Source organism: Aeromonas sp., assembly GCF_050252055.1.
GTDB lineage: Bacteria > Pseudomonadota > Gammaproteobacteria > Enterobacterales > Aeromonadaceae > Aeromonas > Aeromonas caviae.
This window is the reverse complement of sequence record NZ_JBFWLQ010000015.1, coordinates 31,753-55,169: the sequence shown is the minus strand read 5'-3', so window position 1 is coordinate 55,169 and position 23,417 is coordinate 31,753. Positions and strand designations below refer to the sequence as shown.

Genomic DNA, 23,417 nt, shown 5'->3' with positions numbered 1-23,417 from the left:
GGGTGGGTTGTGTCAAAGTGTGCCAGCACGCCCCTGTGCCACACTCTGCTACAAAATAGGCCTCTACTGGCAAATTTCAGACACTTCCACTGTGTTTACTGGATACCAAGGCGAAAGAGCCTCTACCCGTACACATCCGACAGGAGTTACCCATGAAAAAGCTGACCAAGACCCTGCTGACCGCCACCCTGATCCTCGGCCTGCCGCTGGGCGCCTATGCCGCCAGCGAGGCGGTCTCCACCGCGCAACCGACCCAGGCCACGGCGACCGGTTGCCCCATGGACGGTACCGGCATGATGGGCGGCAAGCATCATGGCGGCCGCCACGACAAGATGGCCCGCATGAAGAACATGACCCCGGAACAGATCCAGGCCCATCTGCAACAGCGCTACGACAAGATTGAAGATCCGGCCAAGAAGGCGGAGTTCGTGAAGAACCTTGGTCTGCGTGCCGACGGCATGATCAAGCACGCCGAGGTGATGAAGCAGTTCGCAGAAGCAAACCAGTAAAGCGAAGTAATGAAGCCGTTTGCCGAAGCAGACCCGTGATCCGGCGGGGCCCTGCTCCGACACCGGCGAAAACGACAGGGTGGCGCAAGCCACCCTTTTTTTGTCTCCACCCCCCAGTTTTTTCACCTTTTCCTGCCTGGCCGCATCATGTTATGTGAGCGATAACAAACGTTTCACTTTCGAAATAAATCATAATGGTCCCTCACACAACAGACGCGGGCACGATCCCGGACACAGTGGACAGGAGTCGTTATGGGATGGAATCTGGGCACAATCAAGGGGCGCTATACCGCCGTTTTTCTGGGCTTCATGGCGCTGGTGTGCGCCCTGACGGTGATCGGCATCCAGATCTGGATCACCCCCGCCCTGCAAAAAGCGGGGGAGGAGAACGTGGCGCTGCGAGTCGGCGAGATAGCGACCGACATCCGTGACCAGCTCAACGGGGTGCAGACCCAGTCACGCAGCATCACCCAGCTGGTGGCACAACTGCCGAGCGAGCAGATAGATGCCCAGCTCCCGGCCCTCATCGACCAGTACGGCAACGGCATGGTCTTCGGTGGCGGCATCTGGCCCCTGCCGGACAAGCGGGAGGCGGGACGCGCCAAGTTCAGCACCTTCTTCCACAGGGATGCGTCCAACGCCCTCATTCCCAATACCTACTGGAACTCGGCAGAGGCGCCCAACTATTTCGATCAGCCCTGGCACAAGGCCGGTCAGCAGGCGCCCCGTGGCGTCTGTGCCTGGGCCGCCGCCTACAAGGATGGCGCTAGCCAGCAGCCGAGAACCAACTGTGCCATGGGGATCTACCAGGATAGCGCCCTCTACGGGGTGTCGACCATAGACGTCACCCTGGGCTTCTTCAACGACCTGGTGGCCAAGAAAGAGCAGGAGATCGGCGGTCAGGTGATGATCATCGAGGCTGACGGCAAGATCCTGAGTCGCAACGCCCGTCTGACCGGGGATGTGGTGCTCGGCAACCTCTCCGCCCACGCCGACTATCCCTTCGCCCTCGCCATCAGCGGCCTGCTGGGCCAGGATGCGAGCAAGGGGCAGCTGCGCACCACCTTCCAGGATCAGGGTGAGGAACAGACCCTGCTGATGGAGGCCATCGAAGGGACCCCCTGGCTGCTGGCCACCGCCCTGCCGACCCGCACCCTGACCCAGGACAGCCGGGATGTGCTCGCCACCCTGGCGAGCATCCAGCTCCCCCTGGCGGGGCTGCTTTTCGTGCTCATGGTGCTGGCCATCAGCCAGCTTGGCAGCCGCCTGCAGACTCTCAAACTCAACATCGACGCCCTCAGCGCCGGCGACGCCGATCTGACCGCCCGCATCCAGGTCAAAGGGCATGACGAGCTGGACAACATCGCCCTGTCGGTCAACCGCTTCATCGCCTTCCTGCAACAGATGATGGTGCAGGTGACCGCCGCCACCGACCTCATCACCCGCGAGCTGGCACAGCTCGATCAACAGACCGGGCAGGCCAGGCGGATCCTGGGGGAACACGCCAGCGAAACCGATCAGGTCGTCACCGCCCTCAACGAACTCAGCTCCACCGCCGACAGCGTTGCCCGCCACGCCAACGACTCCGCCAGCTTCACCGAGGCCGCCAACGGTCAGGCGGCCAGCTCCCGCAAGGTGGTGGGATCAGCCTCCGCCAGCGTGGTGGCCCTCATCGACGAGGTGGATCTTGCCGCCGCCAAGGTGCTGGAGATGCAGGAAGATGCCCAACAGATCGGCAGCGTGCTCGGGGTGATCGGCGGCATCGCCGCCCAGACCAACCTGCTGGCGCTCAACGCCGCCATCGAGGCGGCCCGGGCCGGTGAACAGGGCCGGGGCTTCGCGGTGGTGGCCGACGAGGTGCGTGCCCTCGCGGCACGCACCCAGAACAGCACCGCCGAAGTGGGCAGCATGTTGTCACGGCTCACCCAGGGGGTCGCCGAGGCCGTGGTCGCCATGGAGCAGACCAAGCGCAGTTGCCAGGCGGCGGCCGACACCACGGGGCAGGTCACCGGCGGCCTCGACACCATGGCCGACGCCGTGGTGCAGATCCACGATCTCAGCAGCCAGATCGCCACCGCTGCCGAGGAGCAGAGCCGGGTGACCGAGGAGATCAACCGCAACATGGTGAGCATTCGCGACATGCTGAACCTCCTGGTGGAGAACGGCGGCAACACGGAGCAGAGCGCCGCCACCCTGCTGGGGTCCAACCGCCAGTTGCTGGCCCTGGTGCACCGCTTCAAGGTGTGAGCCTGAATACCAGGCAGCAAAAAGGGGCCCGCGGGCCCCTTTTTCATTCACTTTGCCAGAACTCAGGCCTTGTTGGCCAGGTTCAGGGTCTTCACGGTCTCGCCTTCGAACTTGATGACCACGTTCTTCTGGGCCACTTCGGAGTCTTTCAGCAGGGACTTGGTGGTCTCGGCCAGCAGCGGGGAGGCCTTGTTCAGAGCGTCCAGGTCATAGGTCCACACTTCCAGACCGGCGTCGGTCTTGGTGCTGGCCGGGGCGCCCAGCTTGTCCTTGATGGCCTGCTTGTTGGAGCCGCCTTCCTTGATGTCCAGGGCCTTCTTGATCGCTTCGTTGGAAGCGGTGTCCATGGCGTTGCCAGCCATCTCTTTGGCGGTGCTGGTGACGCTGCTGGTCACTGTGTCGGTCAGGGAATCCATCAGGCCGGCGTGGGCAACCAGAGGCAGGGCGGTCAGGGCAATCAGCAAGGACTTTTTCATGAAGATACATCTCGCAAGAATGAAAAGAGCGCGCATGAAACCAGCGGGATGAATTGGAGTCAAGAAAATCCCTTGGTCAAGCCGTATTCGGGGGGGAAAAGCCCCGTAGCGGCTCCGACCAGTGCCCTTGTCAGCCGCTGAGCTGGTCCTTGCCCGCCAGCTTGGCCCGGTAGAGCGCCCTGTCGACCCGTGCCATCAGGTGGGACACCTGCTCGTCGGGGTCGGACTCCACCAACCCGAAACTCAAGGTCACGGGCTCGATCCCCTTGACCCTGGCATGGCTCAGGCGCTGCCTCAGCTTCTCGGCCACCACCCGGGCGTCGGGCAACCGGGTATTGGGAAGCACCAGCATGAACTCGTCCCCCCCCCAGCGGGCCAGCAGATCGATCTCGCGGATGCAGCCCCGGGTCAGCTGCACGATATCGATCAGGGTCTGGTCCCCCACCCCGTGGCCATGGCGATCGTTGATCTGCTTGAAGTCGTCCACGTCCATGGCGATCACGGCAAAGGGCTCCTTGAAGCGCTTGGCGCGCTCATGCTCCAGCCGCACCGCCTGCTCCAGCCGATAGCGGCTGGCCGCGCCGGTCAGGGAGTCCGTCTCCGCCAGGCGGCGGTTCTCCTCCACCTGGAACTGCAATGCCTGGTTGAGCCGCTCCAGTTCGGCGGTACGCTGCGCCACCTGCTGCTCCAGGGTGCGGTTTTGCAGCTCCAGCCGGGCGTAGAGTTCCCGCTGGGCGTGGATGTTGCGGTGTGCCCCCACCATCCTGGCGACACTGCCGTCCGGGTTGCGTGCGACGATGCGGCCGCAATCCGCCACCCAGAGGTAGTCACCGTTACGGCAACGGCAGCGGTATTCGGCCCGGTAGTCTGCCGCCCGCCCGCTCAGGCAGGCATCGAAGCTCTCCATGACCTGCGCCAGATCGTCCGGGTGGATCAGGTTCTCCCAGGTGAAGACGGTGTTGTCGAGGGAGTGGGGCTCATACCCCAGCATCTGATACCAGCCGGGATAGCGATGGACATAACCGGTGTTGGCATTCCAGTCCCAGAGACCGTCGCTCACGACCTCCAGCATGCCGCTCATCACGGCCTCGTCGAGGGCCGGTAGCCTTGTCATCTCATTGTCATGCAGCATGAAAACCTTCCTTGTTCTGCTACTCGGCGCCACGGATCCGCTTGTTGACCTGGCGGGAAAACCGGGCCTGCCGGTCGAGCCTTCAAGGGGGCGACTGGCCTCGACACCCCGTCATGACTGGTTATCGGCCAGGTTGCCCTCTTGTTGAACAACAGTAGCAGCCCGCACACTTTCGAGTCTTGCGCGCCGTCACGCTCCCTTCCGTTCTTCTGCCGGCCAGATTGCACCACGGCGGTGCACACCTTTGGCGCAGCCCTGCCCATATTGGGCAAGCCTCGCTGACCAGGGTTGCGATTAATAAGTAAGTGCATGAATAAAAAGAAAAATACTTTTCTGGCGCAATATTTGCCTTTATCTGGGTGAACCACAAGGATTGGGGATATTGCATGAAATTAATCACCGCCATCATCAAGCCGTTCAAACTCGACGACGTGCGCGAAGCCATCGCCAACCTCGGCGTCGAGGGGCTGACGGTTTCCGAGGTCAAGGGGTTTGGCCGCCAGAAGGGGCACACCGAGCTGTACCGAGGTGCCGAATACCAGGTGGATTTCCTGCCCAAGGTAAAGCTGGAGATCGCCACCCTGGCCGACAACGTCGAGCAGATCATCGAAGCCATCAGCAAGGCCGCCCACACCGGCAAGATAGGTGACGGCAAGATCTTCGTTTATGACCTGCAGGCCGCCGTGCGCATCCGCACCGGCGAGACCGACGCAGACGCCCTTTGATACGACTGGAACTGAGGAATACGACATGGAAGAGTTGATCACATCCGTCAGCGAGCTGCGCTATGCACTCGACACCTTCTACCTGCTGATCTCCGGCGTGCTGGTCATGTGGATGGCCGCCGGGTTCGCCATGCTCGAAGCCGGCCTGGTCCGCGCCAAGAACACCACCGAGATCCTGACCAAGAACATCCTGCTCTATGCCATCGCCTGCATCATGTTCCTGCTGGTCGGCTACAACATCATGTACGTGGACAACAGCGCCGGCGGCTGGCTGCCGAGCTTTGGCAGCCTGATGGGCAGCCAGGCGGACGACGCGGGCCACTCCCTGCACTCCGACTTCTTCTTCCAGGTGGTGTTCGTCGCCACCGCCACCTCCATCATCTCAGGTGCGGTGGCAGAGCGGATGAAGCTCTGGTCCTTCCTGCTGTTCTGCGTGGTGATGACCGGCTTCATCTACCCCGTGGAAGGCTACTGGAGCTGGGGCGGCGGCTTCCTGAAAGAGGCGGGCTTCTCCGACTTCGCAGGCTCCGGCATCGTCCACATGGCGGGCGCTGCCGCTGCCCTGGCCGCCGTGCTGCTGCTCGGCCCCCGTCGCGGCAAATATGGCAAGCAAGGGGAGATCTACCCTATCCCCGGCTCCAACCTGCCGCTCGCGACCCTGGGCACCCTGATCCTCTGGATGGGCTGGTTCGGCTTCAACGGTGGCTCCCAACTGGCGCTCTCCAGCGCCGCTGACGCCACCGCCATCGGCACCGTGTTCGTCAACACCAACGCCGCCGCGGCCGCCGGTGTGGTCGGCGCCCTGCTGGTCAGCAAGCTCACCTGGGGCAAGGCGGATCTCACCATGATCCTCAACGGCGCCCTCGGCGGTCTGGTCGCCATCACCGCCGACCCGGCCTCCCCAAGCCCGCTGTTCGCCAGCCTGATCGGCGCCCTGGCCGGTGCCCTGGTGGTCTACGCCATCGTCGCCTTCGATCGCCTGAAGATCGATGATCCGGTCGGTGCCATCTCGGTACACGGCGTCTGCGGCCTGTTCGGCCTGATGGTGGTGCCCTTCTCCAACACGAGCGCCACCTTCGGTGCCCAGTTGCTGGGTGCTGCCACCATCTTCGGCTGGGTCTTTGTCGTCTCCCTCGTGGTCTGGAGCCTGCTCAAGGCCACCATGGGCCTGCGGGTCAGCGAAGAGGAAGAGATGATGGGTGTGGATGTCCACGAGTGCGGCATCGATGCCTACCCCGAGTTCGTCAGCGTCAAATCCAGCATCTAAGCACGCCATCTGCTTGCGGGGCCCGGGGGACACCTCGGGCCCCGTTTTTTTGGGCGCCCTCAGCGCCCCTTGAAGGCGGGGTGATGCAACCGGCGATAGTGACTGGGCGCCAGCCCATGCTGGCGCTTGAAGGCGGTGGAGAAGTGGTATTCGTTCTTGAAGCCGCACTGCTCGGCCAACTGCTTCACCGGGTCGGCCCGGCTCGCCAGCAAGAGCGCCGCCCGCTGCAACCGCAACCGTTGCAGCAGCGCCATGGGCGCCAGCGCGAAATGCTGCTGACAGAGTCGATGGAGCTGACGCTCGGAGAAATGCAGGGCGCCGGCCATGCGGGCTATGTCCCAAGGCTCGGTCAGCGCCTCTTTGAGCAGTAATTCGAGGCGCAGCGCCAGCCGCTCGCCGCGGCTCTGTCCCTCTCCCTTTTGCAGCAGGCGGCGCAGGTAGAAACCGAGCTGCTCCACCAGCAGCGCGCTGAGCAGCGGGTCCTGATGGCGCTCCTGCTCCGCATAGAGGTTCTCGATCGTGCGCAGCACGGTGGCCTGCTGGGAGGTGCAGCCGAGCCGGGGGTGGCTGGCGAAGGCATCCCAGGGGGAATCCTTGTGCAACAGCAGCCACACCAGCTCCCACTCACCACCCTTATTCACCTGCTGGTTCAACGTCTCATTAAGCTGCTCACTCAACTGCTCACTAAGCTGGTAGCAGAGCGGCTCCCCGGCCGGGATCAGGGCCCACTCCCCGACCTGCAACCGCTCGAAGCGATCGCCGATCAGCACCTCTCCCTCGCCCCCCAGAGTCAGCAGAAAACAGTGCACATCGGCAAAGCGGCGGGAAATGCGATAACGGGTCTTGAGACGGGAATAGCCCGCCAGCCATACCTGCTCCTGTGCGAGGGCCGGCAGCAGGCTGTCGCAGCAGATCTGCTCGCGGCAGTCGAGGGAGACGTCAATGACTTCAAGATTGGCAGTTTCAGACATCATCAGGACGGACTCAGCCATGTCGAAGGGACAGGCCACAGCATAGCATCAAGGGCATCGAGTCACAGGAGACCAGCCATGCATATCCATCACGTCGCCATCTGGGCGCAGGATCTGGAGGCACTCAAGGCATTCTACTGCTCCCTGTTTGGCGGGCAGGCCAATGAGCGCTACCACAATCCGAGCAAACAGTTCAGCTCTTACTTCGTGCGCTTCGAGGGAGGCGCCAGCCTGGAGCTGATGCACACCCCCATCCTGTTCCCGGCAGATCTCCATCTGCCGCACCCGTTGCAGGGGCTGGCCCATCTCGCCTTCTCCCTCGGCAGCGTGGATGCGGTGGACCAGATGACAGCCCGCCTCAAGCTGCTCAAGGGCGCCGAGGTGAAACACCTGGACGGCCCCCGCTGGACCGGCGACGGCTATTACGAGAGCACCTTTCTGGATCCCGAAGGCAATCGGCTGGAGCTGACTATCTAATTACCTGAATGATCCCCTCACCCTGCCCTCTCCCAACGGAAGAGGGGATAAAGCGGCACCGGGGATATAATCGCCAGCCATGGCGATTCAATTGACGTAAAAGTAGTCAGCCACGTAGGTTCGATTAGCGAAGCGTAATCGGACGGCGTATTCGCTCCCTTCTCCCCTTGCGGGAGAAGGGTGGGGAATGAGGGGAAGGAAAAAAGAGATGATGCAGTAAACGTTGGGCTTCGCTTCGTTCAGCCACAACTTATGTAACGGGTAGATTGGTGCTGAGCCTGCGAAGCCCAACATACGAGATTATTTTGCCAGTTCAAGTCGATAAAAATCCGTCTCTTCGTGTTTTGGATTGGAACGCAAAAATGTCCAGCCCGAACGCCGATAATGGTTCAGCGCCCGCAAATTGGTACGACTAACGGATAGCAACGCCCATTTACAGCCCGCCCCCAGCAACTGCTGGCGGATATATGCCTGCAATTCTGCGGCCAGGCCGGTGCCTCGATACTCGGGAAACAGATAGATCAGCTGAACATAGCCCGTCTCGGGTTCATCGGAAAAGCTGCGAAATTCCAACTGACCCACCAGTTGTTCACCCACCCAGACATGCAGGTAATACCATTGCGCTTGCCCCAGCCTTTCAGAGATCCGCTCCCGATAGCCGTCGATAAAGTCGGCAAAGCCCTCATTGGTATGAAAGCTACAGAAATAAGCATCCCTGCGCGCCTGCACACAGCGTTCGTAATCCCGATTCAGATCGATGGTGTTAAATTCGAGTCGCAATCAATAAGATCCTGTCGTGTGTAGGTAGGGTGTAAAAAGCGAAGCGCATTACACCTTTTGACAGATAAATAGGAGCGGTGCAATTCACTTCGTTCATTGCACCCTAACCGTCCCTCACCCTGCCCCCTCCCAAAGGGAGAGGGGATCATCCGACATCGAGGATATAGCGTTGGCAATCGGGAAAAGTTCGGGAGTGGCGGATTGCACGAATTTTCGATGATGCAATATTCGATTGCATGATGCTTGATTACGCGATCGTCCGATTACGCTTCGCTAATCGAACCTACAAATATCCGATAAACCTGTGGTGCAAACCAACTCAATGGGAGTCAAATCTCCCTTCTCCCCTTGCGGGAGAAGGGCCGGGGATGAGGGGAAGGAAAAAAGAGAGCTCGCGGTAAACGTTGGGCTTCGCTACGCTCAGCTATAACATAGCAATTGGTAGGTTGGTGCTGAGCCTGCGAAGCCCAACATTCGAGATCTAAAAAGGTCGCATAAAACGCATGAAGCCTTTGTTTGTAGGTCGTATATCGATTACATTTCTGTGTAAAAGACTATTTTCAAGCCCAATTGCATGTAGCGTTTTATCATGAATAAAATATTTATACTGCGCAACACCTTGACAGAAAAAGATATCCGTTGGCAAAGGATTTATTGCGTATGGGTTATGCAGAATACACAGTCCATCAACAATTTTCTCATGATACAACCGGTGATCTTCAGACCTTCTTTCTGGCGTACCAGATTTATCCACAGACCAGACGGAGTCAACTGTACAGCCACTAAAGAAGTTATGCTTCATCGCACTTAACTTACCCCATGTAGCAGTACACGAGAAAATAACAGCACTAACCTCCCTCATCAGTTCATTCGTGAATAAACCTAACTGAATTGAGGCACCATTATCTTTCTCTATAAATCCTAGATTTCTTACAGGGGGCCCTGCAGGGTATTTCCCGGGATTATCTAAGTATTCATCCTCATCAACATAATGATCATATAAAACAGCACAAATTGGTCTTGTATATTGTAGATTGAACCAAGGCTGCTCAAAGGGTGCAACTGCTATCACAAATGGTTTATTCTTTACATGGTTAAGGTTTTTATATTTTGTATTATACAGTCTGTATTTGGAAAGTATAGAATTTGACAGTCTGATCATTGCTTCATGATTTATTTTACCAAACCGTTTAATTGACTCCATAGATTCTGCAGAGAATGTTCTTTCCCACTCATTTTCCTTACCATCAGCTGAGTTAGAAACGACAGCTTCCACTATAATATCACTATCATTCTTCAATACATTAAAGTCTGGTGATGGGTGCTGCCAGTTTATACTTGCCCCTAACTCCTTGAAAGCTGCATGTAAATAAACTTCCCAAAATGTTGAGTTGAAGGTCGTCTGAAATTCTTTAATGACTTTTCCATCTCTATCAACGAAGCCTTCTGCCCATTGAGAGAAAATATTTCGCTCTAATTCTAAATTGTCATGTGAAATAGACTTAAAATTAGCATGCAATTTATCGCTGGGAACTATCAGTTTAAAAAATTCCATACTTCTTCCCCCTCAACAGTACAGTATGTAAATTAGTTGATTATTTACTGCAGCTAACTAACTTCCTCCCAACCTCTGTGCCAACCCTGAATACCGCTCGGTCTTTTTCCGTACCGCCTGTGCCAGCAGGGCGCGATCGCCGTAGAGATCGAGGCGGGCCTTGGCGCGGGTGATGCCGGTATAGACCAGCTCGCGGGTCAGCAGCGGGCTGGGGCTGTCGGGCAGCACCAGTACGGTGTGGGCAAACTCCGACCCCTGGGATTTGTGGATGGTCATGGCGTAGACCGTCTCATGGGGGGGCAACCGGCTGGGCAGCAGGGCCCGCAGGGTGCCGTCCGGCTGCTCGAACCACACCTTGAGGCGGCCGGTGTCATCGGGCAGGCAGAGCCCCATGTCGCCGTTGTAGAGGCCGACCCCATGGTCGTTGCGCACCACCATCACCGGGCGGCCCGCATACCAGTCGCCGTCACGCTGGATCAGCCCTGCCTTGGCGAGGGCCAGTTCGAGCCGCTCGTTGAGCCCCATCACCCCGAAGGGGCCGTCCCGCAGGGCGCAGAGGATCTGGAAGCCGTTGAACGCCTTGAACACCGCCGCCGGATCCTCGCCGGCCCGGGCCGCCTTGAGGTAGCTGCCATAACCGGCCACCCCCTCTGCGATCAAGGCGTTGTAGGCCTCCCCCGCCCAGGGGTGCAGGCGGATGTCGCCAAATCCTGCGCCCCAGACCGCCTCCACTGCCGCCCCGTCGCCGCTGTTGCAGGCCCGCGCCAACTGGCCGATGCCCGAATGCTGGTCAAAGCGCCAGCTCTTGGAGAGCAAACAGAGGCTGTCGCGCACGCTGGCCCCCGCCGGCGTGCCTTGCAGGCGATAGCCGGTCTGGCGGGAGAGCCAGTGTGCCTGCGCGGGGCTGATGCCCTGTTCGATAAAGCTGCAGATATCCCCGAGCACGGCCCCCGCCTCCACCGAGGCGAGCTGATCCTTGTCGCCGAGCAGGATGAGGCGGGCGTGGCTCGGCAGCGCATCCAGCAGGCGCGCCATCATGGGCAGGTCCACCATGGAGGCCTCGTCCACCACCAGCAAGTCCAGGTGCAGCGGGTTGCCTCTGTGATGGCGGAACTGGCTGCGCCCGGGGATCACCCCGAGCAGCCGATGCAGGGTACCCGCCTCGGTGGGGATGGCCTCCACCCACTCGGGGGGCAGATCCAGGGCCTGCAGGGCAGCGCCGATACTCTCGGTCAGACGCGCCGCCGCCTTGCCGGTGGGGGCCACCAGCCGGATCGCCGGGGCCTTGCCCCCTTGCAGGCCGGTCTCCACCAGGATGGCGAGGAGCTTGGCCACCGTGGTGGTCTTGCCGGTGCCGGGGCCGCCGGAGATGACCGCGAAGGGGCGCGCCGCCGCCGTGGCCGCCGCCAGCTTCTGACCGTTGCAGCAGAGCGCCTCGGGTACCAGGGTATCCAGCTGCTCCAGCTCGCTGGCCGCCTGGGCGCTTTTTAGCAGGGTCTCCACGGCGGGCCACTCCACCTCATGGGGGAAGACCAGATCCAGGTACTTCTCCACAAAGTGGCGGACGGAGAAATCCGGCGCGAGGCGGGCCTTGAGCAGGGCCCCGAACACCAGGCCGTAGTCGCGGGCAAAGAGGCGTGACAGGGCCGGGGCAATCTCCGGCCATTCGGCTCTTTCACTCAAGGCGCTAAGGTGGCGGGCCACCCCCAGCTCAAAGTCGTGGTAGCGGGTGAGGTAGAGGCGATCCCCCCAGAGTCGCAGGGGCCAGCGGGGGCTCTCCCCCTCCTCCTGTTCGCTCCCCACCAGGGGGCTGGCCGCAAAGAGGGCGGGCCAGCTCGCAGGATCCGCGAGATCCGCCAGCAGATCCCGGCTCTGATCCGGATCCAGCCCGAAGGGACGCGAGGATCCCTGCCCGTCACCGCCCTGAGCGAGCATCGCCAGCGGCAGGCAGACATGGCCGCGCCCCAGCTCATGGCAGGCGAGCGCGGCCCCCAGCACCAGCTCGGGGCTGCCGCCAAGGTCGGCCACCAGCCTGGCAAATTGCAGGTCAAGCTGGCGGATGCGCCCCGCCAGCGCCAAGGCTTTCAGCCGCTCTATCATGGTTTCGCCCTTCATCTCGCCCCTCATGCCTCTGCCTTGTTCGATTTTTCTAAACGATGATCGTCAGACGTCACACCTTTACTAAACAACTCGTCCAGCCCCAGCACCAGTTCCCGGCTGGGCCTGGCATGGAAAATGCCCCCCTGGGGCATGCCGCGCAGGAAGAGATAGAAGACCCCGCCAAAATGCCGGTCGAAATCGTAGCCCGGCAGCCGCAAGGCGAGCAGCCGGTGCAGCGCCAGCGAATAGAGCTGGTATTGCAGATCGTAGCGATGCTCGCGCATGGCCCGCTCCAGGGCCGGGCGGCCGTAATCGGCGGGGCTCATGCCAAGGTGGTTCGATTTGTAGTCGAGCAGATACCAGCGCCCCTGCCACTCGAACACCAGGTCGATGAAACCCTTGAGCATCCCCTGCACGGTGGCAAAACCGAGCGGCTTGCCGTCCCGCGACAGGGGGTCGTGCTGCTGGCAGAGTGCAGTCAGCGCCGGTGCCGTCACCCGCCCCATGGGCAGGAAGAACTCCAGCTCCACCTGTTTGCGCTCGGGGGCCAGATCCCGCAGCCGCACCGGATCCCCAAGGCCGGTCTCAAGGGGGGTATCCAGCACCGCCTCCACCTGCTGTTGCAGCACGGGGGCCCAGCCTTCGTCGAACCCCTCCTGGGTCAGCAGGGCGGCGATGTGCTGTGCCAGCGACTCGCCCTTCGCGTGCTCGAAGTCGATGGTCTCGAACAGGCTGTGGAGCAGGGTGCCGGGACGCGCCCCCTTGGGGAAGGTGAAGATGGAAGGGGCGGGCGCCTCCTCTTCCTGCACGGTGACGGCAGCCTCGGTGGCCACCTCGTCGTCGAAGCCGGGGTTGGCCAGCACCCCCTTGCCGTGGCCGTTGCCCTGGGCCGCGAGCCCGGAGTAGGAGCTGATCCACCAGTCCCGCTCAAGCTGCCCCTGGAACGCGCGCACGCTGGGCTCCCCCGGCGTCTCCGCTTCGGCGGGCAGCGGGGCCGGGCGGGTGAGCGAGGGCTCACCGACGGCCACCCCCGGCAGCGCCTGGGCCAGGTCGGTGAGGGCGGTCGCCAGTGTCCCGGCGTCCCCCTCCTCCCCCTTTTGCAGCAGGTAGCCGATGGCGGTGCGGTGCAGGTCGGTCTTCTCCGACTTGCCCGCCCCGGAACGCACCGGCGCCAGCCCGAGCCAGGTGGCATAGACCCCCCGGGTCAGGGCCACGTAGAGCAGGCGCAAGTCTTCGGCGAGGCGCTCCTTGTCGGCCTCGGCCAGGGACGCCTCGGCACCGGTGAGATCGAGCACGGTGCGATTGCCCGCCTCCCCCGTTTCGTGGAACAGGGGGGTGTCGGCGGCGCGGTGGCTGCAAATGAACGGCAGGAAGACCAGCGGGTACTCCAGCCCCTTGGATTTGTGGATGGTGACGATCTGCACCAGCTTGCGCTCGGACTCCAGGCGAAGTATCTGCTCCCCGTCCTGGCCGTTGGGCTGGCTCACCGCCTCCCCGAGCCAGCGCAGCAGGGCGTACTCCCCGTCCAGCTCGCCGCTCGCCTGTTGCAGCAGCTCGCCGAGATGGAGGAAGTTGGTCAGCCGCCGCTCCCCGTAGGGGCTCGCCAGCAAGGAGGCGGCGAGGTTGCGCCCGTGCATCAGGGCCCGCAGCATGGCCAGCACCCCGTGGCGATGCCAGACCGCGCGGTATCCCATGAACTCCTGCACCGCGCTCTCCCAGGCCCGCTCGTCCGAGGCCAGCGCGTCCAGGGCCCTGGCATCGAGATCGAACAGGCCGGTGGCGAGCGCTGCCCTAAGGCTTCGCTCATCGCTCGGGTTCTGGCAGGCGTGCAGGATCAGCAGGATCTCCCGCGCCTCCACCTGGGCCAGCACGCTCTCGCGGTTCGACAGATAGACGGAAGCGATGGCAAGGCGCGCCAGCTCCTGCTGCACCAGCTTGCCCTCGGCGCCGGTGCGCACCAGCACGGCGATATCCCCGGCCCTGACCGGCTCGCTGCCGAGCATCGCCTTGCCCTCCCGGGCCAGCGTGAGCAGGCGATGGATCTCCGCCGCCGTGGCGCGGGCCATCCTGCTCTGGTACTCCCCCTTGTTGAAGGTGGGCTGACCGGTGAGCTGCCAGCAGTGCAGCACGGGGGCGGTCTGCCCCTCGATCAGCAGTGCCCGGCTCTTGCCCTGCGCCTCCACCGGCAGGAAGGGGATGTCCGCCTCGTAGATGAAGGGATCCTTCGCCCGCTCGAACAGGCCGTTGACCGCCGCCACCAGGGCGCGGCTTGAGCGCCAGTTGCGCCCCAGGGTGTAGTGGGCGCTCACATTTCGCCGCGCCTGGATGTAGGTGAAGATGTCCGCGCCACGAAAGCCGTAGATGGCCTGCTTGGGGTCGCCGATCATCAGGAGCGCCGTGTCCTGGTGACCGCCGTAAAGGCGATGGAAGATGCGGTACTGCTGGGGGTCGGTATCCTGGAATTCATCGATCATGGCGACCCGGTAGGTGGCGCGGATGCGCTCGCACAGCCGCTCCCCCAGGCCCGAGCCGAGCGCCCCGTCGAGATCCCGCAGCAGATCGTCGAAGGAGAGCTGATGGGCCTGGCGCTTGCTCTCCTGCATTCGGCTGCGCACCACCCTGGCCGCCCGCTGCAAGACGAGATCCCGGATGCCGGGTCGGCTCGCCAGCAGGGCGTCTATCTCGCCAAAGAGCGGCAGGGTGGGCACCGTTCCCCCCTTCTTGAGGTTCTCCTCCAGCGCCTGCTGGCCGAAGCGCTCCAGTTCCTTGGGCAGGACGTAGCCGCTGGTCTCGTCCTGCGCCCAGTCGCCAATCTTGGCAAGCCACCCCTCGTAGTTCTTGCCGGTGTAGCGGCTGATCTGCCCCTCGGTCTGGCGGCGGATCTCGTCCGTCTGCGCCAGCCACCCGGCTTTCACCGCCCCGATGCGGGCCATGGCGACGCTGTGCCGCGCCGCCAGGGTCTCGTCCCCCGCCACCGGGCGGATCTCCAGCTCGTCGTTGTCGAGCCAGCTCCCCATCTCCCGCAGCAGGGCGGCGGGGCTCGGCCAGAGCCTTCGCACCGCCCGGGCCAGGGGCTGATCCACCGGATAGAACTCGGCGCGCCAGTAGTCACTCACCGCCTGCAGCCGGAGCCGGCTGTCGTCGGTCAAAAATTCGGTTTCAAAGAGGGCGCCCGACTCGAAGGCGTTCTGCCTGAGCATCCGCTGGCAGAAGCCGTGGATGGTGAAGACCGCCGCCTCGTCCATCTGCCGCTCGGCGGCCAGCAGGCGACGGGCCGCCAGGTCGTGATCCTCCACCTCCGCCAGCAGTTGGGCCAGCAGGGTATCCGTGCTGTGACCGCGCATAAAGGCGAGGCGCGCCTCGTGGATGCGGGCGCGGATCCGCCCCCTCAGTTCGGCGGTGGCCGCCTCGGTAAAGGTCACCACCAGGATCTCGGTCACCGACAGGGGCCGCTCGTGGGCACAGGGCAGACCGGCGTCTCCCCCCTCCTTGCCTGCTTGTTCGATAACCGGGCCGTGGCCCAGCAAGAGGCGCAGATAGAGGCCCGCGATGGTATAGGTCTTGCCGGTCCCGGCGGAGGCCTCGATCAGCCGCTCGCCATAGAGGGGAAAACGCAGGGGATTGAGCGGGTTAGCCATTATTGCAACTCCTCCAGCGCCTGATGGAGCGGGGTCAGGTGTTCACGGGCCAGCCCCTGCAACTGGGCCAGCACCTCGTCATCGAGTTCCGGGAAGCAGCGGGCGACATAGACGTCCTGCCCCTCTCCCGTCACCATGTAGCCGCCGTTGAAGCGGGCAAGTGCCGCCTTGTCGGCCTCCTCCGGCTTTGCCGGATCCTTCTCGATCCCCTTGAGCCACTCCCAGGCGGTGCTCGGGAAGAAGGGCAGCGGCCGCTTCATCCCCTGGGTCCAGAGGGCCACCAGGGCCGCCAACCTGGGCCGCGCCTCGTCCGCCGCAAGCCTTGGCAGCCGCAGACTCTGTTTGGCATCGAACAACAGGGTGTCGCCGGGGGCGCTGCTCAATGAGAGGCAAAGGTGCTGGATCCAGGCCAGCAGCAGATCCTTGCCGTTGAAGCTGCCGGGTTTGACCACCAGCGCTCGTCCCTTCTGGGTGTCTATCCAGCCCTGAAGCTGCCCCTGGGCCAGGGCGATGTCGATCTCCACCGCCTGTTTGTCCCCCGTCCAGGGGCGCAGCCGCGCCGCCAGCTTGCCCATCTCGCCGTCGATCTCCTCCAGCAGCAGGCTGCCGAACCACCCTTGCGGCAGCAGGCCGGAGAGTTGCAGCCGGTGGCGACGGGCCTCGCTCTCCCCTTCGGTCAGATGGGCATCCAGCAGCAGCGCCTTGAGCTGATAGTGCTGCAGGCCGTCCAGCTCGAAGGGCTCGCTGTCTTCGATGGTTGCCTCCTCCAGCTCGAACCACACCTTGAGGCGGCGGTTGAGGAAGTACCTGGCGGGCTGGCGATAGAAGCGCAGCAGCTCCGCCAGCTCCAGCCCCTGCTCCCTGCCCCACTCCGCGGGCAGGGGCAGATCGCCGCTCTGGAAGTTGGCGGCACCCCGCTCGGGGCTCAGGGCCGGCAGCCAGTCGGCGGCATAGGTGAAGAGACCGGAGCCGGGTTCGGGGTAAAAGTAGGCCGGGCTGTAGGGGGTGAGGGGGTGCGCCACGATCAGGTGTTCGAGCAGCCGCTGGCCCGAGGTGTCATCGTCGAGATCTTCATCCCCCGCCAGCACGAAGCCCTGGCGCACGTAGTCGATGAGCTCCGCCAGCAACACGGAGGGCACCTTCTCGCTGTTGTCCTGGGGGCTGAACCCCTGATAGCTGATGTAGAGCCCCTGCTGGGCACTGAGGAGCGCCTCGAGGAAGAGGTAGCGGTCGTCATCCCGGCGGGATCGGTCCCCGCGCCGCGAGGCCACCGCCATCAGATCGAAGCCCATGGGGGGCAGGGTGCGCGGGTAGACGCCGTCGTTCATGCCGAGCAGGCAGACCTGGCGGAAGGGAATGGAGCGCATCGGCATCAGGGTGCAGAAGTTGACCTGACCGGCAAGGAAGCGCTGGCTGGAGCGGGACTCCCCCAGCACGCTGCCGAGGTAGTCCTGCAACAGGTCGGCACTGATGGCCTGCTCGAAGCGGGCCTCGCCGAGCTGGGCCTGCCAGTCGGTGAGCTGGCTGCGGATGAGCTGGAGCTGGCGCTCTTCATCCTCGTCGGCGAGATAGAAGCGCTCCAGCAGCGCCAGCAGGCAGGCGTGCCATTCGGCCAGCGGCTGTGCCTGTTGCAGCCGGGGCAGAAACTCCGCCAGGGAGTCGACGAACCAGGCGAGCTTGCCGAGGATCAGCCCCTGCTGCCCCTCGATGTCCGCATAGGGCAGGATCCCCGCCACCGGCTCCCCGTCCCCCATGGCAAAGCCCAGCAGCATGCGCCGCAGGCCGAACAGCCAACTGTTGCCGGACAGACGCGGCAGCGCGAAGCGCTCGGGATAGTCGTCATCCAGCCCCCAGCGGATGCCGGTCTCCTGCACCCAGCGCCGCAGCACGTTGAACTCGTCGTCGTCCAGCTCGAAGCGGCGCAGCACGGCGGGCACCTCCAGGATGGCGAGCAGCTCCCCCGCCCCGAAGCGGGCGTTCGGCAGCCTGAGCAGGGCGAGGAAACTTTGCAGCAGCGGGCTCTCCTGGCTCGCCGCCCGATCGGAGATCGCAAAGGGGATCTGGCCGCGGGCCCCGCCCCGCCCCTTGCCGCCCTCCTTGCCAAAGACGGCCTGGATGTAGGGGCCGTAGCTGTTGACGTCCGGCATCATCACCACCACGTCTTTGGGGGTGAGGGTGGGATCCTGCTCGAACAGGGCCAGCAGCCGGTCGTGCAGCACCTCGAGCTCCCGCATGGGGCCGTGGCAGGCGTGGATCTGCAAAGTGCCGTCATCCAGGCTGACAGGGCTCTTGTGGTGGCTGGCATCGAGACTGAACTCGCCTGCCCCCCGTTCCGCCAGCTCCAGCACGTCTTTCTGGATGGCCCGCAGCAAGGTGACCTTGCCCTCATCGTCGCGATCCTCGATGTCGACGAAGGCCTCGATCTGCGGCACCTCCAGCTCCATCAGCTGGTGCAGGTAGTCACGCCCCAGCTTGCCCATGGAGGCGAGCAGCGGATTGGCAGGGCCCTGCAGGGTCTCGAGATCCGTGCCGGGCTTGAGCTTGTTTTCGAGGCGCGCCAGGGTCTTGCGATCGAGCAAATCCCCCCAGTAGTAGCGGCAGGGGTTGGTCACAAACAGGTGCACCTCCACCTCGGGGCGGCTGCCGAGGGCCAGCAGGGCCTCCACGTAGCGGGGCGGCAGGGCCGAGATGCCGAACACGAAGACCCGTTGCGGCAGCCTGCCCGGCAGATCCCGGGTGCGCTCCAGCTCGTGGATGAAGGCCTCGTAGAGGTTGGCGCGGTGGTAGCCGCTGGGGCTGAGGGCCAGGGTGCGGGCCACCAGCTCGCGCCAGAGCTCGGGCTGCCAATCCTGACCGCTCACCCCGGCCAGCTCCTGGCTCAATCCTTCCCCCTCTTCCCAGCGGGCGATCCAGTCCGGCCGGTAGACCAGATACTGGTCGAACAGATCCGCCACCTTCTGGCAGAGCTGCCAGAGCCGCACCTGCTCCGGCGCCGCCCCGTCACTGCCCCCCAGATAGGCCGCGAGGGGCGCAAAGGCGGGTCTGCCGAGCAGGGTGGGCAGAATGGTCATCAGGTGCCAGCTCATGGCCCCCTTGTTGTAGGGGCTCTGGCGCGGCACGTCCGCCAGCACCCGGGTGAACATCTCCCAGATGAAACTCGCGGGCAGGGGAAAGTCGATGTTGGCGGCGATGCCGAACGCCTTGGCCAGCTCCAGCTTGAGCCACTGGGCCATGCCGGGACTCTGCACCAGGATCTGCTCCCGATCGAAGGGGTGGGAGAGCGGAGCCTGCCGGATGCGGCTCACCAGCAGCTCCTTGAGCAGATCCAGCTGATTGGAGTGGTAGAGGGTAAACATGGACGACTCCCGCCAATTTCATGAAGAGGGGGTGCGCGGGGGGGCACTCTCTGGCATTCCCGTCACGGCACGCGAATCGGGATTGTCGGGGATCGGGGGATAAGATGCAAAAGGCACTTGTGGCGTCCGGACTGCGCGCCGTCACACAGATGGCATCCCCGGGAAGCGGACATAAAAAAGCCGGTGCGGGGCACCGGCCAAAAGGCGTTGGAAAACTTGAAACGTCAGGGTATTACCAGTGCTTGCCGAGGCGGGCATCCAGGCTGAAAGCCCCTGCACCGGCCGCCGCCAGGGCCAGGAAACCACCGGCCACGGAGACGTTCTTCATGAACATCAGCATCTGCATCTGCTCGGCAGGCTGATAGTGGAAGATGAAGGCGGCCATCAGGGTGAAACCGGCCAGCAGCACGGAGAGGCTGCGGGTAAACAGGCCCAGCACGATGGCGAGACCGCCACCCAGCTCCAGCAGGATCACCAGGGGCAGCATGAACCCGGGCACGCCCATGGCTTCCATGTAACCCTGGGTACCGGCGTAACCGCCGATCTTGCCCCAGCCAGCCATCACGAACATCAGCGCCAGCAGTACACGACCCACCAGCAGTGCCACATCTTTCATCTTGTCCATCGTCATATTCCTTTGCTTACCATCATGGTATTTACAGTGTAAAAGCTAATTGTTAACTCATTCATTTCGCCAAGATTTTTCTATCAAGGCAGGTCAAACAGCAGGGCTTCACTCCCCCTGGAGGCGGTGAGCACCCAGCTCGACTCGTCGCGGCTGAGCAGCCCGTCGCCGGGTCGGGCAGCCAGACCGTTGCCGGTCAGCTCCCCTGAAATCATGTGCAGGTAACCATGACGCCCTTGCAATGCCCACTCGAGGGTCTCCCCTTCGGCAAGCTGCAGCCGCCATACGCGGGCCTGCTGGCGGATCCTGAAGGATCCCGCCTCGCCGTCCGGTGACGCCACCAGCGTCATCCCGGGCTTGTTTTCAATCTTCTTCTGCTGATAACCCGGGGTCGTGCCGTGTTCATTCGGCTCGATCCAGATTTGCAGCAGGGAGAGCGGCTCGGTCTGCGAGGGGTTGTACTCGCTGTGCCGGATGCCGGACCCTGCGCTCATCAGCTGGAAATCCCCCGCCGGGATCTGCTCGGCGTGGCCGAGGCTGTCCTTGTGCTCTATGGTGCCTTGCAGCACGCAGGTGAGGATCTCCATGTTGGCGTGAGGGTGGGTCGCGAAACCGCCACCCGGCGCCACCCGATCCTGATTGATGACCCGCAGGGCAGAGTGTCCCATCCATTCCGGGTCATAGTAGTGACCGAAGGAGAAGCTGTGACGGGCATCCAGCCAGCCAAAGTTGGCCTTGCCCCGTGCTTCTGCGGCTCTCAATTTCATCATGGTGTGCTCCTCACTGACCAAGTTGGTTCATTAACGCTGGCGACCGTCACCCAGACCGAAGGGGATGCGGTAGCTGCTGCTTTCGTTGCCCAGGCTCACCGTCAGGTTGCCCTGGGTGCGGCTCGGGATGGCGACCTGCTGGGTGCCGATCAGGTTGGCGTGGACAGAAGCCAGCAGATCACCGGACTCGTCGCGCACCTCCAGCATGGGGTTGGCCTTGCCGTCCATCGCGGCGGTGGCGCTCCAGTTGACGAACAGCACGCCCGGGGCGGCATTGAAGTCAGCGGGAACGGAAGCCTGGGCGGCACCTGCGGTCATCAGGCCTGCAACGGCCAGCATCTTGATTGCGTTTTTCATGTTCATTCACTCTCTTGGGTTTTATGTCATTGCCAAGGCCCCTTGGGCCCGAATCAATGCATCCATGCAAGAGATCATTCAAATACTATGTTGTTCTTTTGCTGACATCAGACATCGTGTTTGGGAATGTCTCAGCCCGGAACTACCTTTTATTTGGCTGCCAGGCGTTCCTGCCTAAGCGTTGATTGAATATTAAAGTGACTTCCCCTAAGTTGTTAGCGAGATAATCTGGTAAACACATTCAAAAAAATTGAAGGTTGGATATGGCCAAGGAATCGAACAAGGAGCGGGCGCTGACCCTGGAGGCGATCCGGGTGCTGGACGCCATCGACCGTCGTGGCAGCTTCGCGGCGGCGGCCGACGAGCTGGGCAAGGTGCCTTCGGCGCTGAGCTACACGGTACAAAAGCTGGAAGACGAGCTGGACGCCATGCTGTTCGACCGCAGCGGCCACAGGACCAAGTTCACCCCGGCGGGCCGCATGCTGCTGGAGCGGGGCCGGGTGCTGCTGGAGGCGGCCGAACACCTGGTGGGGGAGACCCGGGCCCTCTCCCGTGGCTGGGAGACCGACATCACCATCGCCGTCGATGCCTTGATGCCGGTACAGGCTCTCTACCCCCTGGTGGATCGGCTGGCAGAACAGACCGATACCCGGCTGAGGTTTCGCGCCGAGGTGCTGGCGGGCAGTTGGGAGTGCCTGGAGGATGGTCGCGCCGACCTGCTCATCTCCTCCCTCAATGCCGATATCGCCATGACCGGCATCAAGCACCAGGTGCTCAGGGAGGAGGTGATGCTCTACGTCGCCCACCCCGATCACCCCCTGCATCAGGAACCCGAGCCCCTGGCGGACGAGACCCTGCGCCGCTATCGCGCCATCGCGGTGGCCGACACGGCGCTGCGCAAGCCGGTGCTCACCTACCGCCTGCTCGACAAGCAGCCGCGCCTGACCGTCAGCACCATGGGGGAGAAACGGGACGCCCTGCTGGCGGGGCTCGGCATCGGCACCATGCCGCAACGCTGGATTGAAGAGGACATCAAGGCGGGCAGACTCAAGGTGATCAGTCCCGAATATCGCCACCAGATCCAGGTCGTGCTGGCTTGGCGGCGAGACACCATGGGCAAGGCCAAGAGCTGGCTGGTGCGGGAGATCCCCAAGCTGTTTGCCGGTCAGGGGGAATAAAGGACTGCCTTCGGGGGTCGGTGGCGCAGGAAGTACCAAAACTGCGCCCCATTCTTGACGACGGGCTCAGATTCGGAGAAAAGAAAAAAAGCGGACCTCTTGCGAGTTCCGCTCAATGCCAGGAAAGAATAAAACCTTGCGGTTAAAAAAACCCTTAAATTGGAAGCAAACAATCGTTTTCTCAACCAGGAAGGTATTGAATCCGATTCGTGTTGAATTATGTGCGATGTAATATGCATCACCAGCAAAATGTTGAAAGGTTGAAGGATATGCACCACCGAGTGTCATTTTCTGCCACCTTGCACCACAACTGGTCAGGCCATTTCCGCCATTATCACCGGGTTACCCTCCTCTGGTTTTTCTAGGTGTCAAAATTTGAGCCCGATACAGACAAACCACTCAATTTCTGACACGACTAAAAATGCAGATAAAGGAATAGTTGCATGACCTACAGCCAGACACTGGCCAATCACATCCTCGACACCCTGAAGAAAACCCTGACTGACAAGGGGATCCGCTATCAGACCCTGGCAGAAGCCATGGGGGTTTCCATCGCCACCGTGAAGCGCATGATGAACAAGCCCTCCCTGCCGTTCGACACCCTGCTGGAGATCTGCCATCTGGTGGGACTCTCCTTCGAAGAGTTGCTAGACCGGACCCAGGATGCCCAGAGCCGCCGGGCCGTCTTTACCCAGGAGCAGGACGAGGCGTTTCACAAGGAGCCGGGGCTCTATGCCTTCCTCGCCAACATCTTCTGGCGCGACAAGACCCTTATCGATCTCAAGCGGGAGTACGGCCTGACCGATGCCTCCTGCTACCTCTATCTGCGCAAGCTGGAGAAACTCGGCATCCTGCAGCTTGGCATCGACAACAGCTACCACTTCCTCATCAGCGAGCGCATCAGCTTCGAGCAGCACAGCCGTTTCGCCCGCCAGCAGGCGCGCCAGGCCATGTCGGTGCTGGGAGACTATCTGGTGGAGAACATGCACAGGCCCAACAACTACATGGCGCTGTGCCAGCTCCATCTGGGGGAGAGCGAGGCCATGGCGCTGATCGATCGCATGAAGGAGTACTGGCATCAGGAGCTCAAGCTCAACCGCCCCGCCATCGGCCAGCGGGAGGGTAGCAAGACCTACACCATGTCGCTGCAACTGGCGGACTGCGGCTACCAGAGCTTCGACGATCTGATCCCCAACATCGACAACTGATCCCGGTGGATCCTGCGGGATCCGCCCCGTCAGGGCGCCAGAACGC

18 protein-coding genes are annotated in these 23,417 nt (G+C 62.6%); 7 read left to right on the top strand and 11 right to left on the bottom strand.

Features of this window, described 5'->3' with window-relative positions; all coding sequences use genetic code 11:
* Window positions 1-152: 152 nt before the first annotated feature.
* A complete protein-coding gene (locus tag AB7E19_RS20245; protein ID WP_010675900.1) occupies window positions 153-509 on the top strand; it encodes a hypothetical protein in 357 nt (118 codons plus the stop codon).
* A 252-nt stretch (window positions 510-761) separates the two neighbouring features.
* On the top strand, window positions 762-2,756 hold the full coding sequence (locus tag AB7E19_RS20240) for a methyl-accepting chemotaxis protein (protein ID WP_427936382.1): 1,995 nt from the start codon (window positions 762-764) through the stop codon (window positions 2,754-2,756).
* 62 nt (window positions 2,757-2,818) lie between these two features.
* Here AB7E19_RS20240 and AB7E19_RS20235 read toward each other — a convergent pair whose 3' ends face one another.
* Complete coding sequence (locus AB7E19_RS20235) at window positions 2,819-3,232, bottom strand: hypothetical protein (RefSeq protein WP_010675902.1); 414 nt, start codon at window positions 3,230-3,232, stop codon at window positions 2,819-2,821.
* A gap of 130 nt (window positions 3,233-3,362) precedes the next feature.
* On the bottom strand, window positions 3,363-4,364 hold the full coding sequence (locus AB7E19_RS20230) for a sensor domain-containing diguanylate cyclase (protein WP_039040121.1): 1,002 nt from the start codon (window positions 4,362-4,364) through the stop codon (window positions 3,363-3,365).
* A gap of 386 nt (window positions 4,365-4,750) precedes the next feature.
* On the opposite strand from AB7E19_RS20230, the gene glnK reads away from it, so the two are divergent.
* Together glnK and AB7E19_RS20220 are read left to right on the top strand one after the other, a co-directional pair.
* Entirely contained in the window at window positions 4,751-5,089 is a 339-nt protein-coding gene (gene glnK / locus AB7E19_RS20225; protein WP_010675904.1) for a P-II family nitrogen regulator, read from the top strand.
* Window positions 5,090-5,114: 25 nt separating this feature from the next.
* The gene (locus tag AB7E19_RS20220; protein ID WP_042864817.1) at window positions 5,115-6,356 is read left to right on the top strand and encodes an ammonium transporter; all 1,242 of its coding nucleotides are present in this window, start codon (window positions 5,115-5,117) and stop codon (window positions 6,354-6,356) included.
* Window positions 6,357-6,415: 59 nt separating this feature from the next.
* Here AB7E19_RS20220 and AB7E19_RS20215 read toward each other — a convergent pair whose 3' ends face one another.
* Window positions 6,416-7,330, bottom strand: a complete 915-nt coding sequence (locus AB7E19_RS20215) for a helix-turn-helix transcriptional regulator (RefSeq protein ID WP_214005964.1) — start codon at window positions 7,328-7,330, stop codon at window positions 6,416-6,418.
* Window positions 7,331-7,405: 75 nt separating this feature from the next.
* On the opposite strand from AB7E19_RS20215, the gene AB7E19_RS20210 reads away from it, so the two are divergent.
* Window positions 7,406-7,804 (top strand): VOC family protein, encoded by a 399-nt coding sequence (locus tag AB7E19_RS20210; RefSeq protein WP_139736799.1) that lies wholly within the window; start codon window positions 7,406-7,408, stop codon window positions 7,802-7,804.
* Window positions 7,805-8,104: 300 nt separating this feature from the next.
* Here the strand turns inward: AB7E19_RS20210 and AB7E19_RS20205 are convergent, their stop codons facing one another.
* From AB7E19_RS20205 to AB7E19_RS20170, 8 genes are all read right to left on the bottom strand, one after another.
* Window positions 8,105-8,584, bottom strand: a complete 480-nt coding sequence (locus AB7E19_RS20205; RefSeq protein ID WP_279474056.1) for a GNAT family N-acetyltransferase — start codon at window positions 8,582-8,584, stop codon at window positions 8,105-8,107.
* A 481-nt stretch (window positions 8,585-9,065) separates the two neighbouring features.
* On the bottom strand, window positions 9,066-10,139 hold the full coding sequence (locus AB7E19_RS20200) for a hypothetical protein (RefSeq protein WP_408810875.1): 1,074 nt from the start codon (window positions 10,137-10,139) through the stop codon (window positions 9,066-9,068).
* Between the two features lie 57 nt (window positions 10,140-10,196).
* Window positions 10,197-12,254, bottom strand: a complete 2,058-nt coding sequence (recD, locus tag AB7E19_RS20195; RefSeq protein WP_427936380.1) for an exodeoxyribonuclease V subunit alpha — start codon at window positions 12,252-12,254, stop codon at window positions 10,197-10,199.
* A gap of 8 nt (window positions 12,255-12,262) precedes the next feature.
* Complete coding sequence (recB, locus tag AB7E19_RS20190) at window positions 12,263-15,877, bottom strand: exodeoxyribonuclease V subunit beta (RefSeq protein ID WP_427936378.1); 3,615 nt, start codon at window positions 15,875-15,877, stop codon at window positions 12,263-12,265.
* On the bottom strand, window positions 15,877-19,233 hold the full coding sequence (gene recC, locus AB7E19_RS20185; protein ID WP_427936376.1) for an exodeoxyribonuclease V subunit gamma: 3,357 nt from the start codon (window positions 19,231-19,233) through the stop codon (window positions 15,877-15,879). Before recC ends, recB begins: the two co-directional genes overlap by 1 nt.
* Window positions 19,234-19,465: 232 nt before the next feature.
* A complete protein-coding gene (locus AB7E19_RS20180) occupies window positions 19,466-19,858 on the bottom strand; it encodes a DoxX family protein (protein WP_043154976.1) in 393 nt (130 codons plus the stop codon).
* An 83-nt stretch (window positions 19,859-19,941) separates the two neighbouring features.
* Window positions 19,942-20,628 (bottom strand): pirin family protein, encoded by a 687-nt coding sequence (locus tag AB7E19_RS20175; protein ID WP_010675910.1) that lies wholly within the window; start codon window positions 20,626-20,628, stop codon window positions 19,942-19,944.
* 30 nt (window positions 20,629-20,658) lie between these two features.
* On the bottom strand, window positions 20,659-20,991 hold the full coding sequence (locus tag AB7E19_RS20170) for a hypothetical protein (RefSeq protein WP_336583042.1): 333 nt from the start codon (window positions 20,989-20,991) through the stop codon (window positions 20,659-20,661).
* Window positions 20,992-21,248: 257 nt separating this feature from the next.
* Between AB7E19_RS20170 and AB7E19_RS20165 the strand changes: the two genes are divergently transcribed.
* Both AB7E19_RS20165 and AB7E19_RS20160 read left to right on the top strand, forming a co-directional pair.
* Window positions 21,249-22,163 (top strand): LysR family transcriptional regulator, encoded by a 915-nt coding sequence (locus AB7E19_RS20165; RefSeq protein WP_010675912.1) that lies wholly within the window; start codon window positions 21,249-21,251, stop codon window positions 22,161-22,163.
* 443 nt (window positions 22,164-22,606) lie between these two features.
* On the top strand, window positions 22,607-23,371 hold the full coding sequence (locus AB7E19_RS20160; protein ID WP_010675913.1) for a helix-turn-helix domain-containing protein: 765 nt from the start codon (window positions 22,607-22,609) through the stop codon (window positions 23,369-23,371).
* Window positions 23,372-23,417: the final 46 nt, after the last annotated feature.

Excerpts from the sequence above, each read along its gene's own strand:
- AB7E19_RS20245 (WP_010675900.1), top strand. The coding sequence starts at position 153 with ATGAAAAAGCTGACCAAGACCCTGCTGACCGCCACCCTGATCCTCGGC.
- AB7E19_RS20240 (WP_427936382.1), top strand. The coding sequence starts at position 762 with ATGGGATGGAATCTGGGCACAATCAAGGGGCGCTATACCGCCGTTTTT.
- AB7E19_RS20235 (WP_010675902.1), bottom strand. The coding sequence starts at position 3,232 with ATGAAAAAGTCCTTGCTGATTGCCCTGACCGCCCTGCCTCTGGTTGCC.
- AB7E19_RS20230 (WP_039040121.1), bottom strand. The coding sequence starts at position 4,364 with ATGCTGCATGACAATGAGATGACAAGGCTACCGGCCCTCGACGAGGCC.
- glnK (WP_010675904.1), top strand. The coding sequence starts at position 4,751 with ATGAAATTAATCACCGCCATCATCAAGCCGTTCAAACTCGACGACGTG.
- AB7E19_RS20220 (WP_042864817.1), top strand. The coding sequence starts at position 5,115 with ATGGAAGAGTTGATCACATCCGTCAGCGAGCTGCGCTATGCACTCGAC.
- AB7E19_RS20215 (WP_214005964.1), bottom strand. The coding sequence starts at position 7,330 with ATGATGTCTGAAACTGCCAATCTTGAAGTCATTGACGTCTCCCTCGAC.
- AB7E19_RS20210 (WP_139736799.1), top strand. The coding sequence starts at position 7,406 with ATGCATATCCATCACGTCGCCATCTGGGCGCAGGATCTGGAGGCACTC.
- AB7E19_RS20200 (WP_408810875.1), bottom strand. The coding sequence starts at position 10,139 with ATGGAATTTTTTAAACTGATAGTTCCCAGCGATAAATTGCATGCTAAT.
- recD (WP_427936380.1), bottom strand. The coding sequence starts at position 12,254 with ATGAAGGGCGAAACCATGATAGAGCGGCTGAAAGCCTTGGCGCTGGCG.
- recB (WP_427936378.1), bottom strand. The coding sequence starts at position 15,877 with ATGGCTAACCCGCTCAATCCCCTGCGTTTTCCCCTCTATGGCGAGCGG.
- recC (WP_427936376.1), bottom strand. The coding sequence starts at position 19,233 with ATGTTTACCCTCTACCACTCCAATCAGCTGGATCTGCTCAAGGAGCTG.
- AB7E19_RS20180 (WP_043154976.1), bottom strand. The coding sequence starts at position 19,858 with ATGGACAAGATGAAAGATGTGGCACTGCTGGTGGGTCGTGTACTGCTG.
- AB7E19_RS20175 (WP_010675910.1), bottom strand. The coding sequence starts at position 20,628 with ATGATGAAATTGAGAGCCGCAGAAGCACGGGGCAAGGCCAACTTTGGC.
- AB7E19_RS20170 (WP_336583042.1), bottom strand. The coding sequence starts at position 20,991 with ATGAACATGAAAAACGCAATCAAGATGCTGGCCGTTGCAGGCCTGATG.
- AB7E19_RS20165 (WP_010675912.1), top strand. The coding sequence starts at position 21,249 with ATGGCCAAGGAATCGAACAAGGAGCGGGCGCTGACCCTGGAGGCGATC.
- AB7E19_RS20160 (WP_010675913.1), top strand. The coding sequence starts at position 22,607 with ATGACCTACAGCCAGACACTGGCCAATCACATCCTCGACACCCTGAAG.